This is a genomic window from Ornithinibacillus jepli, from assembly GCF_047228935.1.
GTDB lineage: Bacteria > Bacillota > Bacilli > Bacillales > Amphibacillaceae > Ornithinibacillus.
Window position 1 is genome coordinate 1,074,293 of record NZ_JBFEGG010000001.1, and the last position, 13,651, is coordinate 1,087,943.

At 34.8% G+C, this 13,651-nt stretch carries 17 protein-coding genes; 1 reads left to right on the plus strand and 16 read right to left on the minus strand.

Annotation, left to right across the window (positions count from 1 at the left end; translation table 11 throughout):
* Positions 1–13: 13 nt before the first annotated feature.
* Genes bshA through AB1K81_RS05555 form a run of 4 tightly spaced genes read right to left on the minus strand, consistent with a single transcriptional unit; the run spans position 14 to position 2,732 of the window.
* Complete coding sequence (bshA, locus tag AB1K81_RS05540; RefSeq protein ID WP_412975632.1) at positions 14–1,141, minus strand: N-acetyl-alpha-D-glucosaminyl L-malate synthase BshA; 1,128 nt, start codon at positions 1,139–1,141, stop codon at positions 14–16.
* On the minus strand, positions 1,141–1,554 hold the full coding sequence (gene mgsA / locus AB1K81_RS05545; RefSeq protein ID WP_412975633.1) for a methylglyoxal synthase: 414 nt from the start codon (positions 1,552–1,554) through the stop codon (positions 1,141–1,143). The genes bshA and mgsA overlap by 1 nt, the downstream gene beginning before the upstream one ends.
* Positions 1,555–1,570: 16 nt before the next feature.
* Entirely contained in the window at positions 1,571–2,359 is a 789-nt protein-coding gene (dapB, locus tag AB1K81_RS05550) for a 4-hydroxy-tetrahydrodipicolinate reductase (RefSeq protein ID WP_412975634.1), read from the minus strand.
* Between the two features lie 22 nt (positions 2,360–2,381).
* Positions 2,382–2,732 carry a nucleotide pyrophosphohydrolase gene (locus AB1K81_RS05555; protein WP_412975635.1) on the minus strand — a complete coding sequence of 117 codons (351 nt, stop codon included), beginning with the start codon at positions 2,730–2,732 and terminating at the stop codon, positions 2,382–2,384.
* A gap of 141 nt (positions 2,733–2,873) precedes the next feature.
* On the opposite strand from AB1K81_RS05555, the gene AB1K81_RS05560 reads away from it, so the two are divergent.
* Positions 2,874–3,746, plus strand: a complete 873-nt coding sequence (locus AB1K81_RS05560; RefSeq protein ID WP_412975636.1) for a YitT family protein — start codon at positions 2,874–2,876, stop codon at positions 3,744–3,746.
* Positions 3,747–3,805: 59 nt separating this feature from the next.
* Here AB1K81_RS05560 and AB1K81_RS05565 read toward each other — a convergent pair whose 3' ends face one another.
* The 12 genes from AB1K81_RS05565 to aroC form a co-directional block, all read right to left on the minus strand.
* The gene (locus tag AB1K81_RS05565) at positions 3,806–4,489 is read right to left on the minus strand and encodes a zinc metallopeptidase (RefSeq protein ID WP_412975637.1); all 684 of its coding nucleotides are present in this window, start codon (positions 4,487–4,489) and stop codon (positions 3,806–3,808) included.
* A 61-nt stretch (positions 4,490–4,550) separates the two neighbouring features.
* A complete protein-coding gene (locus AB1K81_RS05570) occupies positions 4,551–4,811 on the minus strand; it encodes a sporulation protein YpjB (RefSeq protein WP_412975638.1) in 261 nt (86 codons plus the stop codon).
* 64 nt (positions 4,812–4,875) lie between these two features.
* Positions 4,876–5,457: a lipoprotein heptaprenylglyceryl N-acetyltransferase LhaT gene (lhaT, locus tag AB1K81_RS05575; RefSeq protein WP_412975639.1), complete on the minus strand. Its 582-nt coding sequence runs from the start codon at positions 5,455–5,457 to the stop codon at positions 4,876–4,878.
* Positions 5,458–5,534: 77 nt separating this feature from the next.
* Positions 5,535–6,320: a menaquinol-cytochrome c reductase cytochrome b/c subunit gene (locus tag AB1K81_RS05580; protein WP_412975640.1), complete on the minus strand. Its 786-nt coding sequence runs from the start codon at positions 6,318–6,320 to the stop codon at positions 5,535–5,537.
* A 16-nt stretch (positions 6,321–6,336) separates the two neighbouring features.
* On the minus strand, positions 6,337–7,011 hold the full coding sequence (qcrB, locus tag AB1K81_RS05585) for a menaquinol-cytochrome c reductase cytochrome b subunit (RefSeq protein WP_412975641.1): 675 nt from the start codon (positions 7,009–7,011) through the stop codon (positions 6,337–6,339).
* A gap of 6 nt (positions 7,012–7,017) precedes the next feature.
* Positions 7,018–7,533 carry a QcrA and Rieske domain-containing protein gene (locus AB1K81_RS05590; protein WP_412975642.1) on the minus strand — a complete coding sequence of 172 codons (516 nt, stop codon included), beginning with the start codon at positions 7,531–7,533 and terminating at the stop codon, positions 7,018–7,020.
* A gap of 139 nt (positions 7,534–7,672) precedes the next feature.
* The gene (locus tag AB1K81_RS05595; protein ID WP_412975643.1) at positions 7,673–8,131 is read right to left on the minus strand and encodes a DUF2487 family protein; all 459 of its coding nucleotides are present in this window, start codon (positions 8,129–8,131) and stop codon (positions 7,673–7,675) included.
* A gap of 86 nt (positions 8,132–8,217) precedes the next feature.
* A complete protein-coding gene (locus AB1K81_RS05600) occupies positions 8,218–8,793 on the minus strand; it encodes a ReoY family proteolytic degradation factor (protein ID WP_412975644.1) in 576 nt (191 codons plus the stop codon).
* 29 nt (positions 8,794–8,822) lie between these two features.
* Positions 8,823–10,070: a tetratricopeptide repeat protein gene (locus tag AB1K81_RS05605; RefSeq protein ID WP_412975645.1), complete on the minus strand. Its 1,248-nt coding sequence runs from the start codon at positions 10,068–10,070 to the stop codon at positions 8,823–8,825.
* 29 nt (positions 10,071–10,099) lie between these two features.
* The gene (gene aroA, locus AB1K81_RS05610) at positions 10,100–11,392 is read right to left on the minus strand and encodes a 3-phosphoshikimate 1-carboxyvinyltransferase (protein WP_412975646.1); all 1,293 of its coding nucleotides are present in this window, start codon (positions 11,390–11,392) and stop codon (positions 10,100–10,102) included.
* The gene (gene aroB, locus AB1K81_RS05615; RefSeq protein WP_412975647.1) at positions 11,392–12,471 is read right to left on the minus strand and encodes a 3-dehydroquinate synthase; all 1,080 of its coding nucleotides are present in this window, start codon (positions 12,469–12,471) and stop codon (positions 11,392–11,394) included. The genes aroA and aroB overlap by 1 nt, the downstream gene beginning before the upstream one ends.
* Positions 12,471–13,634, minus strand: coding sequence for a chorismate synthase (gene aroC, locus AB1K81_RS05620; protein ID WP_412975648.1), 1,164 nt, complete (start codon positions 13,632–13,634; stop codon positions 12,471–12,473). Before aroC ends, aroB begins: the two co-directional genes overlap by 1 nt.
* Between the last annotated feature and the right edge of the window lie 17 nt (positions 13,635–13,651).

The following is a 13,651-nucleotide window of genomic DNA, read 5'->3' on the forward strand; positions in this document are numbered from 1 at the left end:
ACACCCCTAAATTTTACTTATCCGATAAAATTCTATGATATAAATCCGTATATTGGTTTAAAATAATAGAAGAATGGAAATTATCTCTAACTCGTTTTAATGCTCTTTTTGAAAAGCTTTTCAGTAGTGCTTCGTTTGTTAACAATTGTTTAGAATAGGTACTAGCGGCATCCACATCACCCAACTCCACAATGTAACCAGTTTCTCCGTGGACAATTACTTCAGGTATCCCACCTACATTTGTACCAATGCATGGTACCTCACAAGCCATGGCTTCTAATAAAACTAAACCAAAGCTTTCTTTTTCGGATAATAATAAGTTTAAATCAGCAATTGACAATAAATCACTTATGTTTTTTTGTTTACCAAGAAATAATACATCATCTTTAATGCCAAGTTTTTCGACCAAATTAACTGTATTGGAGTATTCAGGGCCATCACCGACTAGAAGTAATTTAGCTTTCACATCATTTCTTATTTGTTTAAACGTATTTACGGTATCTTCTAGTCTTTTTACTTTTCTAAAATTAGAAATATGAATGATTACTCTTTCATTGTTTTTGATTCCATATTGTTTTTTAATCTCTTTTAAATCTTTTTTAAAGTATTCATCTTCATTAACAAAATTGTATATAACAGAAATTTCTTTTTCCGTTTCAATCATTTGTTTTGTTTGATTTGCCAAGTCTTTAGATACTGCCGTTACAGCATCCGAATGCTCAATACCATACTTAATCATACGTTTAAACGTATTATCAATTCCTAACACTGTAATATCAGTACCATGTAAAGTAGTTACTATTTTAACATCGCGTTCAGCCATGTCCCGAGCTAAAATCGCACAAATTGCATGTGGCATTGCATAATGCACATGTAAAATATCTAACTCTTCTCTATCAATGACTTCAGCCATTTTAGTAGCAAGTGCTAAGTCATATGGAGGATATTGAAAAACCGGATAATGATTAACTTCTACTTCGTGATAGTAAATATTAGGAATGACGCGATTTAATCGGAATGGAAGACTAGACGTGATAAAATGTATCTCATGTCCCTGTTCTGCCAGTAACATTCCTAATTCTGTTGCTATAACACCTGAACCACCTACTGATGGATAACAGGTAATTCCAATTTTTTTCATTACTTACGGCCCTTCTTCTCTTTTATTATTTTTCTCCAGTCTAAGCTTCCTTGCTCTAATCCATGAATAAATATTTCTGCTGAGCTTAAATTTGTTGCAAGTGGTATTTGATGAACATCACAAAGTCTTACAAGAGCACTAACATCAGGCTCGTGAGGTTGTGCAGTTAACGGATCACGGAAAAAAATAACCATATCCATATCATTATTAGCTATCATTGCTCCAATTTGTTGGTCCCCACCAAATGGACCGGATAAAAAACGATGAATCGATAATCCGGTTTCCTCTGAAATTAATTTACCAGTAGTACCAGTTGCAAATAAATGATGCTTTTCTAACACATGCTTATAAGCAAGTGTAAAGTTAATCATCGTTTGTTTTTTCTTATCATGGGCTATTAATGCAATGTTCATAATCTACCTCCGAAAATTAGTCTAAATCAAGTACATTTTCTAATCCATAGACTAAATGATCTATGGTCAAAACTTGATTCACCGAATATTTAATGCCTTCCATAAACGACTTTCTATTCATTGAATCGTGTTTGATGATTAAAGTCTGACCTTCGCCACCAAAGATTACTTCTTGATGTGCTACGAGTCCTGGTAACCTTAAACTATGTATATGAATACCATCTTCAACTGCTCCTCTCGCTCCCTCCAATACTTCAATTTCATCCGGATGACCTTGTTGTTTACTTTCGCGTATGGTTTTAATCATCTCAGCTGTTTTAACCGCTGTCCCTGAAGGAGCGTCTATCTTTTCATCATGATGTTTTTCAATTATTTCTACGTCCGGAAAATATTTAGCTGCAATTTTAGAAAAATGCATCATAAGAATTGCACCGATTGCGAAATTAGGAGCAATAATAATTCCAGTGTTTTTTTGTTTTGCTATTTTTTTAATTTCTTGTAGTTGATTATTAGTAAAACCTGTAGTACCAACTACACATCGTATGTTCCTCTGTAATGCCATCATAATATGATCATAACTAGCCTCAGCGACAGTTAAATCTATTAATACATCGACATCACTAGAATAAAAACATTCCTCAACATGTTGAAAAACAGGGATATTATTCTCTACCAGAATAGATATATGTGATGGTTTTCTGTCAATACAACCGACTAAATTAAAAGTTGCTTCATTTAGAACCATCTTTATAGCTTCTGAACCCATTCGTCCCCTAGGTCCTGCTATTGCAATATTTACACTCATTAAATGAACCCTCCTGTTATGATTACTTTTTCGTCCATCTATCCTTATCTCGAATCTCTATTTTGGTCATTGCTCGGTTAAATGAGTCTGAAAGATCAATGTTTAATGAGTTTGCCATGCATGCAATAACAAAAAGGATATCACCTAGTTCATCCTCCACGGTGTTTTCTTTTTCTTCCTTTTTTTTAGGTTTTTCTCCATAATAATGATTTACCTCTCGAGCTAATTCACCAGTTTCTTCTGTTAATCTTGCCATTAACGCGAGTGGTGAAAAATACCCTTCTTTGAACTGGCTGATAAAGTTATCAACTCTCTCTTGCATTTCTTTAGTAGTAAAAACTTTCGTACTTATGATAATCCGACTCCTTTTCATGTATCGTATTCCTTTATGTTAGCGAATACTATTATTTTTGACAAATTATTTAGTACCGTAAAGCATTGTTCAAACCTATTAAATTGATTATAATAATAAAAGTGCTTGTTTGGTATGTTTTTACATAATGGAGGTTTTGTGATGATTTTCGGCTTAAGAATTAAGAATATATGTTTCATCTTATTAGGTGCAGCTATATTTTCTTTCGGTATTGTTCACTTTAATATGCAACATAATCTCGGTGAAGGTGGTTTTACTGGGATTACACTAATATTATATTTTGCTTTTAAATGGGATCCTGCTATTACGAATATTATACTAAATGTTCCAATTCTTCTTATTGGATGGAAATTCCTTGGTAGAAATACTTTATTTTATACAATTATAGGAACAGTGTCTGTTTCAGTTTTCTTAAGTGTTTTTCAAAATTATCAATATCACATAAAATTAGATCAGGATATGTTTCTTGTGGCTTTATTTGCAGGTGTATTTATCGGTGTGGGATTAGGAATCGTATTTCGCTATGGTGGTACTACTGGCGGAGTCGACATTATTGCAAGAATCGTCCATAAATACGTAGGTTGGAGCATGGGAAAAACGATGTTCATATTTGACTTTATTGTTATCATGACATCTATTTTCACTATACTTGAACTTGATCAAGGGATGTATACATTAGTCGCAGTATATGTTGGTGCAAGGGTCATTGATTTTATTCAAGAAGGAGCATATTCTGCTCGCGGGGCAACGATTATATCAACGAAAAGCGATTCAATTGCCAAAAAAATAATGAAAGATATGGACCGAGGTGTTACTGTTCTAGATGGTCGAGGCAGTTTTACAGGAGAAAAACGTGATGTATTATATTGTGTTGTAGGTAGAAATGAAATCGTAAAACTAAAAAGCATTATAAATACAATAGATCCTCAAGCCTTCGTAGCTGTTGGTACAGTTCATGATGTACTCGGAGAAGGCTTTACACTAGACGAAAACAAGAATCCTATTCATGAATAATTTGTTCAAAACTAAAAAAATGAAAAGGGATGCGCATAAATTGCCATCCCTTTTCATTTTTAATCTTGATTACTAGCTACAATCATTAATATAAAACGGATTAATTCCGCCACAGCTACTAAAGCAGCAGCTACATAAGTCATAGCAGCAGCATTTAACACTTTCTTCGTTTCAAGTTCTTCGTTGTTACGAATCACACCAGTCGACACTAATTGTGCCATCGCTCGATTTGATGCATCAAATTCAACCGGTAATGTTACTAACTGGAATAGTACCGCCGCTGCAAAAAAGATTACACCAAGTACTGCAAGTCCAGTCAAATTAAAAAGAAAACCGCCAATAATTAAAAAGATAGAAATATTTGAACCGAAATTTGCTACGGGAACTAATGCACTTCGAAATCGTAAGAAGGCATAAGATTCCGCATCTTGAATAGCGTGTCCAACTTCATGAGCAGCTACCGCCGATGATGCCATTGAATGCCCGTGAAAGATACCACTTGAAAGAAATACTGCTTTTTTCCTTGGATCATAATGATCTGTAAGTGTCCCTTTCGTCTCACGAATTTCCACATCATAAAGTCCATTATCATCTAAAATCTTACGTGCCACTTGAGCACCTGTCATCATAGATGAAGTTGAAACTTTTGAATATTTTTTATAGGTACCTTTTACCCTAGATTGTGCCCAAAGTGGGATAATCATAAGAAGGGCAATATAAATTAAATACGAACCTAATCCCATTTTAACACTCCTCCTAATGATTCATATATATCTATAGTCAATATTAGTCAAAAAGTCAGTATTAGTCAAATGTTTTGTTGTTATCACTCTTAAGTTTCTTTTCTTTCTCTCCTCTGTATTTTCTCCAGCTTACATATGATAATGTACTCACAATCGCTCCACTTACAATTAACAATAACCAATAAAAGGGAAACATTTCAACATTTCCCTTGTTCTTACCTGATGCTAAAATAACATCATTTATGATTAACTCTAACACGATATATACTAATATCCCTATGACAATTCCTATCAGAACTTTCTTGAATGTTTTCCTGTTCATAGAGATCACCCTTTTTTAAAAGTTCATCTCTAAAAATATATGAACAGCCACTATATGTTATAACTTATAAACTTGTTCTATTTTTGGCACGTATTGTTAGTTGATAGGCAATAAATATAGATAAAATGCTTAACCAAAATGTGAAATAGCCAATTTTGTCCATATAATTATTCAGAGTAGCATATGTTGGCATCATTCCAAAGACATAATCAATAACATCATTATGTAAAGTCCAAATACCTGCTATTACAATATGTATCATTTTAATTTTATAAAATGGTGCATACAGTAAACCTTGTATAGCCATCGCACCGTGAGAAAGCATTAACATGTATCCACTAGGTGAAAGCTCTCCATTTACCCAAAGAGTTAGTAAATTCATTACGACAGCCCAGACCCCGTATTTAAATAAAGTAATAATAGCAAGAGCTTCAATAAGGGGAAAACGCTTCTTAAAAATGAAAAACAACAAAAATATCGTAAAAAACAGACTGGCCGTAGGACTGTCTGGTACAAATATTAAAAATATATCTGGAGTCGATGCTAATTGATATCGGTACCAATAGTATCCATATATAGTTCCTAATAAATTTATAATAAATAACATAACTAAGAAGCGTCTGTCTAATAATATTGCCTTAATCATATAAATGAATCTCCCCTCCTTAACTTGATGTAAAAAGCACCTTTACCGAAATTGGCAAAGGTGCTATTAATTAAAAATTATTCTGCAGCTGATTCATTAACTGTGATAATAAAGTCAACAAGTTGTTCAAGCTCTTCATCTGAACCAGTGAAGATACCAGCTGGCATTCCTCCATCAGTACCATTTCTAGCAATATCTGCAATCTCTTCTGGAGTATGCTCAGTACCAATAAGAGCTGGGGCTGCTGCTGAACCCTGCAATGCATCACCATGGCAATTTAAGCAACTAGCTTTATACGCTTCATAACCAGCATGTGATGTATCAATCTCCACTTCAGTTGGTGGAATTGGCTTATTCTGTTCCGCACGTGTTTCCCAATCTACATGTTCAGCTGATGTATATGTTAACCAAATAGTTGAAATTAAAGCTAACAACATCATTGTAACAGCAATTGGACGTTGATGTGGTCTACGCCCTGGACCATTGTCTAAGAACGGTGCAAGAAGTAGCGCACCAAATGCAAGACCAGGAATTGCAAGAATACCAATTAAAACATATGGTCCGCTCGCAAATTCATATTTTAATAATTCATACAAGAACAAGAAGTACCAGTCTGGCAACGGTATATATGCTGCATTCGTTGGATCAGCCATTCCTTCTAAAGGAGATGGATGTGCTAATGTTAAACATAAAAATCCAACTAAGAATACTGCACCTACCAACCACTCTTTTAATAAAAAGTTGGGCCAAAAAGCTTCTGTTCTACCAGGATACTCAGAATAATCTTTAGGTATTTGTGATGTTTTACGATCTGCGCGAACACGAGAGTCTCCGACAAATTTCATTCCTTTTCCCTTATGCATAGCTTTCCCCTCCTTTTTATAGTGGTCCAGAAATACCTTGTCTACGGATTAAGACAAAGTGAGCACCCATTAATGCAAACAATGCAGCTGGAAGGAAGAATACATGAATCGCAAAGAAACGAGTTAATGTTTGCGCTCCTACGATTTCATCGTCTCCAGCAAGTAATGTTTTTAAATCATCACCAATTACTGGAACTTGTTCAGCGATTTCCAATCCTACTTGAGTTGCAAAATATGCTTTGTTATCCCAAGGTAATAAGTAACCTGTAAAACCTAAACCTAGCATTACGAAGAAGATTAATACCCCTACCATCCAGTTAAGTTCACGAGGTTTCTTATAAGCTCCTTGGAAGAAGACTCTTAAAGTATGTAATAAAAGCATTACGATAACGACACTTGCACCCCAGTGGTGCATACCGCGAACGATTTGACCATGTGCTACTTCAGTTTGTAAATAATATACAGATCTCCAAGCATTTTCAATATCTGGTACATAATACATAGTTAAAAACATTCCAGATAAAATTTGAATAACTACCACGAAGAATGTTAACCCACCAAAACAATACACAAACGCTGAAAAGTGATGTGCTGGGTTTACATGTTCAGGTACTTCATGGTCTGCAATATCCCGCCAGATTGGCGTAATATCAATACGCTCGTCAATCCAGTCATAAATTTTCTGTAGCATAAATTATTACGCCCCCTCTCCTCTTGATATTGCTTTACCTAGGTATAGCATTCCATTTTCCACTTTTTGTTGATATGTCGCAAGTGGCGCTGTTGGTGGTGTTCCGGGAATGTTTACACCATCCTTGGTATAGCGGCCATCATGACATGGGCAATAAAATTGGTCAGGATGATCTTCGTGACCCTCCCAAGAAACGACACAGCCTAAGTGTGTACAAATTGGGGAAAGTGCTATAATGTCACCATTATCATCTTTATAAACCCATGCAGTTCTACTTGGTTTAGATTCATACCATCCATCTACTTGTTCAATTTGCCAATCGACACGTTGAGGTGTTGTTGTGATATCTTCAACGGCAAGACCAACGTTTACATATTCACCTTCACTTGGTGGCTGTAAAACTGGGTCAATTGCCATTCTGAGCATAGGTGCAAGCAAACCAGCAGCCATAAATCCACCAACACCAGTTAGTGTATAATTTAGAAATTGACGACGGGACACTTGTTGCTTTTCTTCGCTCATGATTTTCCCCCCTCTTCACAATAATCACGGACAATAATTTTAATCATATTACTAGGACATTACCATGATAGCGCAAACTATCTGCTTGGTCAATAAATATCATCTTTGTTCTACAAGAATTCAAAAATTTTTAAATGCCTTACCAGTAGCTACGTAGAAGTTCTATTACATCTGCTACCTGTCCTCTAATTAATGGCATGATATTGGAAGAATTTTGCTCATCTATTTGAAAACCAGGTACCCATAAGAGGTTGGCATCTAAACTTTTTTCATGTTTTTTCCATCCGGCATCAAAAGTTAAAATAAACACATGTTCAAATGGCTGCTTCTGAATTTCTTGAGTCCACTTGTTTAACCTTTGTGCCTCCTCGTCTTTATCCCCATATTCTAAATAATAATAATTCGGAATTAACAATATTCTACCGGAGAGCTCCTTTTCAATTTCAGTAGCAAAAATGGATAAAACTTCTCGCTTGGAGGTGCTTTTTCCGATGTTAGTTTCTTGTGACAGCTGAAAAGGAATAATTGGAATAATAGCAGTATCAATATATTCTTTAGAGCCAATATATAGCTCCATGTCCTTTTTTGTCCATTGCATTATGTACCCACCTCTATATAGTATTGACCAAAAATAATAAATTATGTTCCCAAGTTAATATACTTGGGTAGCCAAAAAAAATCAACCTATTGCTCTTGCAAGCTAGGTTGACTTAGCATATTTGCTTCTAAAATTCTAAGTTCTCTTACCAACTTATTGAATTCGTCCTTATCCTGTTTATCCAAACTCCGATCGATTCTTTCTAATAACGCTTTTTTTCTGAATTCAAAAAGAGAATGTTCTAGTAATAAAGAGGCATTATCTTTATCCTGTTGGGTAATTAAATATTCGTCAGGAACGAATGGGTTTTCTTCTAGTACAGCTGCATACATATGGTTTTGATTAGACTTATTAAAATTCAGCTGTATATATAAAGACTCATGTTGATTAAGTCGAATATCATGAAATGCCTTTTCTGCATCTGTTGTTACTAAATGATTTTTATAAAAGCGGAATGGGACCTCTTTTGAGCATTGACTTGTAATAATTACACTTCTTAAGCAAAATTTAGCGTCATGAACAAAATGTACATTTTCTAAAATTTCATGATGATTAATTAAGTAGTTTAATATCCATACGCTTTCCCGTTTTTTCAATTGATAATTATTTAGAAACCATTGTAAAAACTTCTTCTTATCTTTTACCGAAACAGGTGCTTGCATAGAGTAATTACCTCCTCCCTAACGCCATTTTATAATTCCTTTAACCGATTAACGTATTCTAACACTTCATCATCTTGAGGTTCATCCTTAAGATAGTTAGTAAGTACGTTAACGGCTTCCCTAGTCCTCCCTTCCTCCACTAAGAAATATCCGTATTCTCTTAGGAAGTCACTATCATGTTGTAAGCTATTATATGCTTCCTTGTAGTGATTTAATGCATCATTATATGATTCAATTTCAACGTAAGCTCTTGCTAATTCCCAATCATATAATGGATCATCTCCACCATATTCTTTTACCATATTAATGAGTTCGATAATTTCATCGGATTTATTCTTCTCTTTTAATAGTTCAATTAAAAATAAAACTGCTTCTTTGTAATCTGTATCTAAATTTACAGCTTCTCGAATATGCTTTTCACTTTCTTCATCTAAATTACATTTATGAGCTAAACTTCCAGCAAGGAAGTATAATTCTTTATTAAATTCATCTTGCTTTAAACCATTTAATGTTGTTTCATATGCCTCTTTTAATAATTCTTCATCCTCATATGCTTTTGCTAATTGCATGTATGCAGTATGATAATATGGATCTTCATCTAACAATTCCTCCCATGCATGAATGGCGATATCTTTTCTGTCAGCTTGATATGCTGTAACTCCGTATTTGAATAACATATCTGGATTTTTATTATCCGTTTTTTCATAATATGTTAATGCCAATTCATATTCTCCTACATTTGCATATGATTCCGCCAATCTTTCATAAATAGGAATGTTTTGTACAGGATTATTTAATGTTTTTTCATAGAAAGTAATCGCTCGTTTAAAATCGCCAAAGAAATAATAGAGCTCTCCTAAAGCAATATCAATCACAGGTTCTGATGGATTTATTTCTTTTGCTTGTAATAACTTTTGCTCTGCCACTTCAAAGAGTCCTTGAGCTTGATATAAATCTGCAAGGGCTACCAATGCTTGTAAGTAAGATTCATCTTCTTCTGGAATAGAGTTAAGTAAGTCTATTGCTTTTTCATCCATTTCTTGCTCGATGTAAATATCTGTAAGATACAATTTTACTTCACTTTCATCTGGATACGTTTCAAGCAATTGAAGTAATAAATTTTCAGCTTCATTTAAAAAACCCCAATTCAAATAAAACTCTGCATACCAGTAAAGTTCTTCATCACTTGCTTTTGGTAGTTGCTTATTTAATAGCTCCATTGCTTCATCTACATTATCAATTTCCATTAATCTATTTGCTTCTTCTATTATATTCACGTTTAAATTCCTTCCATAAATCGATTAATTTAATTCGTAGAAATCACTGAATTAAGATCATCCTTAAATTTAGGATATGAGATAGAAATGGACGATACATCATCAATTCTAACATCATCTTGTGTAATTAAGGATGCTATTATGGTCATCATCGCAATTCGATGATCTGAATAAGATTTTACATTACCACCTGAAAGTGGGGTTACACCTTCGATAATCATTCCATCTTCAGTACCATGAATCTTAGCTCCAAGAGTGGATAATACATCTACAACCGCTTTAATTCGATCCGTTTCCTTTACTCTAAGCTCCTCCGCATTACGAATAATAGTTCTACCATTAGCTTGAGTAGCTATTAATGCAATTATAGGAATTTCATCAATAAGTCTTGGGATAATGTCACCTTCTACTGTTACAGCTTTTAAAGGGTGGTAAGTTATGTGCACATCGCCAATTTCTTCGCCACCAATATCCCGTCTGTTAAGAATATCAACTCTTGATCCCATTTTTGCTAAAATATCCAGAAAGCCAGTACGTGTTTCATTTAAGCCTATATTTTTTATCAGTAGATCGCTATTAGGCTTAATTGCAGCAGCGGCAATTAAAAATGCTGCGGAAGAGATATCACCAGGAACATAAATATCTGTTGCATGAAGCTCACTAGTAGTGTCCATTGTAATTTCATTATCAACTACATTAATATTTGCTCCAAAGGCACGGAGCATGTTTTCGGTGTGATTTCTCGTTCTATTATTCTCAATAACTTTAGTTAGTCCACTAGCATTTAACCCCGCTAATAAAATGGACGATTTTACTTGAGCACTATTTATAGACATAGTATGAGTTATACCATGAAGGTCTCCACCACTTATGGTCAGTGGTAAATAACAATTATTCTGTCTTCCTAAAACAGATGCTCCCATTTTTTTTAATGGCTCTAACACTCTATCCATTGGGCGTTTAGTTAAAGATTCATCACCATAAACAGTGGCTGAAAATGGCATTCCGCTTAGTAAACCTAGCATTAATCTAGCAGTTGTACCTGAATTCCCAAAATATAAAGGTTTTAAAGGCTCCCTTAGACCCCTTATTCCATTACCATAAATAAGTAATGTATTTTTATCCTTTTTTATAGTAACTCCCATCGAACGAAAAGCTTCAACTGTACGCATACAGTCCTCGCCGTCTAAGAAATTTTCAACTTTCGTAGTACCGCTTGCAATCGATCCTAAAATAACAGCTCGATGTGAAATTGATTTATCCCCTGGGACTTCGATTTCTCCCTGTATACAAATAGACCCGTGTTTTCTAAACGTTTCCATTACATCACTTCTCTCTTTACCCTATTCACAAATAAAGATAAATAGTTCCTTACTTTTCCATCTTCTATTGTATGGAGAATAGGTTCGTTAATATCTCGTAATAAAACCATTTGTATTTGGTTTTGTACATTTTTTTTATCATACTTCATTAATTCTATTAAATCTTCTACCATAGTCGTTTCTATTGACATAGGATATCGATTCGTTTTTAACCAATCAAATAGTATTTTGTAAGGTAAATCAACGTTAAATTCTTGTTCACTTACATACATAGAAAATAAAAGTCCAATTGCAATAGCCTCGCCGTGAGTTATAACACCATAACCTAACTTTGTTTCAAGTGCATGACCAAGTGTATGGCCAAGATTTAAATATTTCCTGATGCCTGATTCTTTCTCGTCAAATTCTACTATTTTGGCTTTTATTGCTATTCCCTTTTCAATAAAGACGGCCAGGTCATTAGTTGAGATTCTATCCAACTCCTTAGATACTAATTCCTTAAATAGTTGATTATCAGAAAGCAGTGCCTCTTTTATTAGTTCTGCATATCCTGATCGAATCTCTTTTTGAGGAAGTGTTTCAAAAGTTTCCGTGTCATATAATACTAATATTGGGGGATAAAAACTACCTATTAGATTTTTACCTTTTTCATGATTAATCGCGACCTTTCCACCGACACTACTGTCATGAGCAAGTATTGAAGTTGGAGCTTGTATATAATCAATCCCCCTCATAAATGTTGCTGCAACAAACCCAGCTAAATCTCCCACTACACCGCCACCTAATGCGATAATAAGCGACTTACGGTCTAACCCACATTCAATAGCTTTTGTTTGTAGACTATAGAACGTTTCTATGTTTTTAGAATGTTCTCCAGCATCAATTATTTCTACATACACTTTTTTACCTTTAAGGGCATTTAAATAGTCTTGTACATATAACTTCCCTACATTGGAATCGGTTATAATTAAAACGGAAGAATAATTTTCACTTAAAAAATCGGCAATCTGAAGACGAATTCCCTTAGCTATTAGTATATCATAGGACTGAATTGCAGAATTTATATGAATTCTTTGCATTAGAAACTCCTTATTTCTTCTCGATATTTATTAATAGTCTGTTTTAAAGTCAAGAAACGATCACTCGGAAATTGTTCGAGTATAGCCCTCGCTAATTCAAACGCGACAACGTGCTCCATGACTACTGCAGCTGCTGGAACCGCGCAAGCATCTGATCGCTCAACACTTGCTTGAAACGGTTTCTTCGTTTCTATATCAATACTTTGAAGTGGTTTCATTAAAGTTGGTATTGGCTTCATTACTCCTTTAACCACAATAGGCATTCCGGTTGTCATTCCACCTTCAAACCCCCCTAAATTATTTGACTCTCGATAGAAGCCTCTTTCATTTTCCCAATTTATTTCATCATGAACTTGACTACCACTTCTTCTAGCAGCTTCAAAGCCAATTCCAAACTCGACACCTTTATATGCATTTATGCTTACTACAGCACCAGCAATTCGTGAATCTAATTTCCGGTCATAATGTACATATGAACCAATCCCCGCTGGCATTCCTTCGACATAAACCTCTGTAATCCCCCCAAGAGAATCTCCGTTCTTTTTAGCTATATCAATTTTTTCCATCATTAATAGTTCAGCCTTTTGATCTAACGTTCTAACAGGTGACGCTTCTGATATTTGCTTTCTATCTTTCATCGAAATCTTCGTATCCTCTGCTTGAATTCCACCAATTTCCTTAACGTAACCACATACTTCTATTCCAATCTCGTGAAGTAAAGTTTTCGCAACTGCACCTGCAGCTACCCTAGCAGCCGTCTCTCTAGCAGAAGATCGTTCTAACACATTACGCATATCACGATGCCCGTATTTTAATGCGCCATTTAAGTCTGCATGCCCTGGCCTAGGTCTTGTTACTACTCTTCTGATTGCAATATCCTCATCAATTGGGTCTTCCCCCATAATATCTGTCCAATGTTTGAAATCATCGTTTCGAATAACTAATGAAATCGGTGAACCTAAAGTATAGCCATGTCTTACCCCACCTGTGATCTCAACTAAATCTTTCTCAATCTGCATTCTTTTTCCCCGACCATACCCTTTTTGCCTTCTAAGTAAAGAATCGTTAATATTCTCTTTAGTTAATGGCATTTGAGCAGGAATACCTTCTATAATTGTAGTCAATTGTTTTCCATGTGATTCACCAGCAGTTAAATAACGCATATATATCCACCTCGTTT

Bases quoted from the DNA above. Each gene is read 5' to 3' on its own strand.
- mgsA (WP_412975633.1), bottom strand. From the start codon at position 1,554: ATGAACATTGCATTAATAGCCCATGATAAGAAAAAACAAACGATGATT.
- bshA (WP_412975632.1), bottom strand. From the start codon at position 1,141: ATGAAAAAAATTGGAATTACCTGTTATCCATCAGTAGGTGGTTCAGGT.
- AB1K81_RS05600 (WP_412975644.1), bottom strand. From the start codon at position 8,793: ATGCAAGCACCTGTTTCGGTAAAAGATAAGAAGAAGTTTTTACAATGG.
- AB1K81_RS05590 (WP_412975642.1), bottom strand. From the start codon at position 7,533: ATGAGCGAAGAAAAGCAACAAGTGTCCCGTCGTCAATTTCTAAATTAT.
- aroB (WP_412975647.1), bottom strand. From the start codon at position 12,471: ATGCAAAGAATTCATATAAATTCTGCAATTCAGTCCTATGATATACTA.
- aroC (WP_412975648.1), bottom strand. From the start codon at position 13,634: ATGCGTTATTTAACTGCTGGTGAATCACATGGAAAACAATTGACTACA.
- AB1K81_RS05595 (WP_412975643.1), bottom strand. From the start codon at position 8,131: ATGCAATGGACAAAAAAGGACATGGAGCTATATATTGGCTCTAAAGAA.
- AB1K81_RS05570 (WP_412975638.1), bottom strand. From the start codon at position 4,811: ATGAACAGGAAAACATTCAAGAAAGTTCTGATAGGAATTGTCATAGGG.
- AB1K81_RS05560 (WP_412975636.1), top strand. From the start codon at position 2,874: ATGATTTTCGGCTTAAGAATTAAGAATATATGTTTCATCTTATTAGGT.
- AB1K81_RS05565 (WP_412975637.1), bottom strand. From the start codon at position 4,489: ATGGGATTAGGTTCGTATTTAATTTATATTGCCCTTCTTATGATTATC.
- dapB (WP_412975634.1), bottom strand. From the start codon at position 2,359: ATGAGTGTAAATATTGCAATAGCAGGACCTAGGGGACGAATGGGTTCA.
- AB1K81_RS05555 (WP_412975635.1), bottom strand. From the start codon at position 2,732: ATGAAAAGGAGTCGGATTATCATAAGTACGAAAGTTTTTACTACTAAA.
- qcrB (WP_412975641.1), bottom strand. From the start codon at position 7,011: ATGCTACAGAAAATTTATGACTGGATTGACGAGCGTATTGATATTACG.
- lhaT (WP_412975639.1), bottom strand. From the start codon at position 5,457: ATGATTAAGGCAATATTATTAGACAGACGCTTCTTAGTTATGTTATTT.
- aroA (WP_412975646.1), bottom strand. From the start codon at position 11,392: ATGGAAACGTTTAGAAAACACGGGTCTATTTGTATACAGGGAGAAATC.
- AB1K81_RS05580 (WP_412975640.1), bottom strand. From the start codon at position 6,320: ATGCATAAGGGAAAAGGAATGAAATTTGTCGGAGACTCTCGTGTTCGC.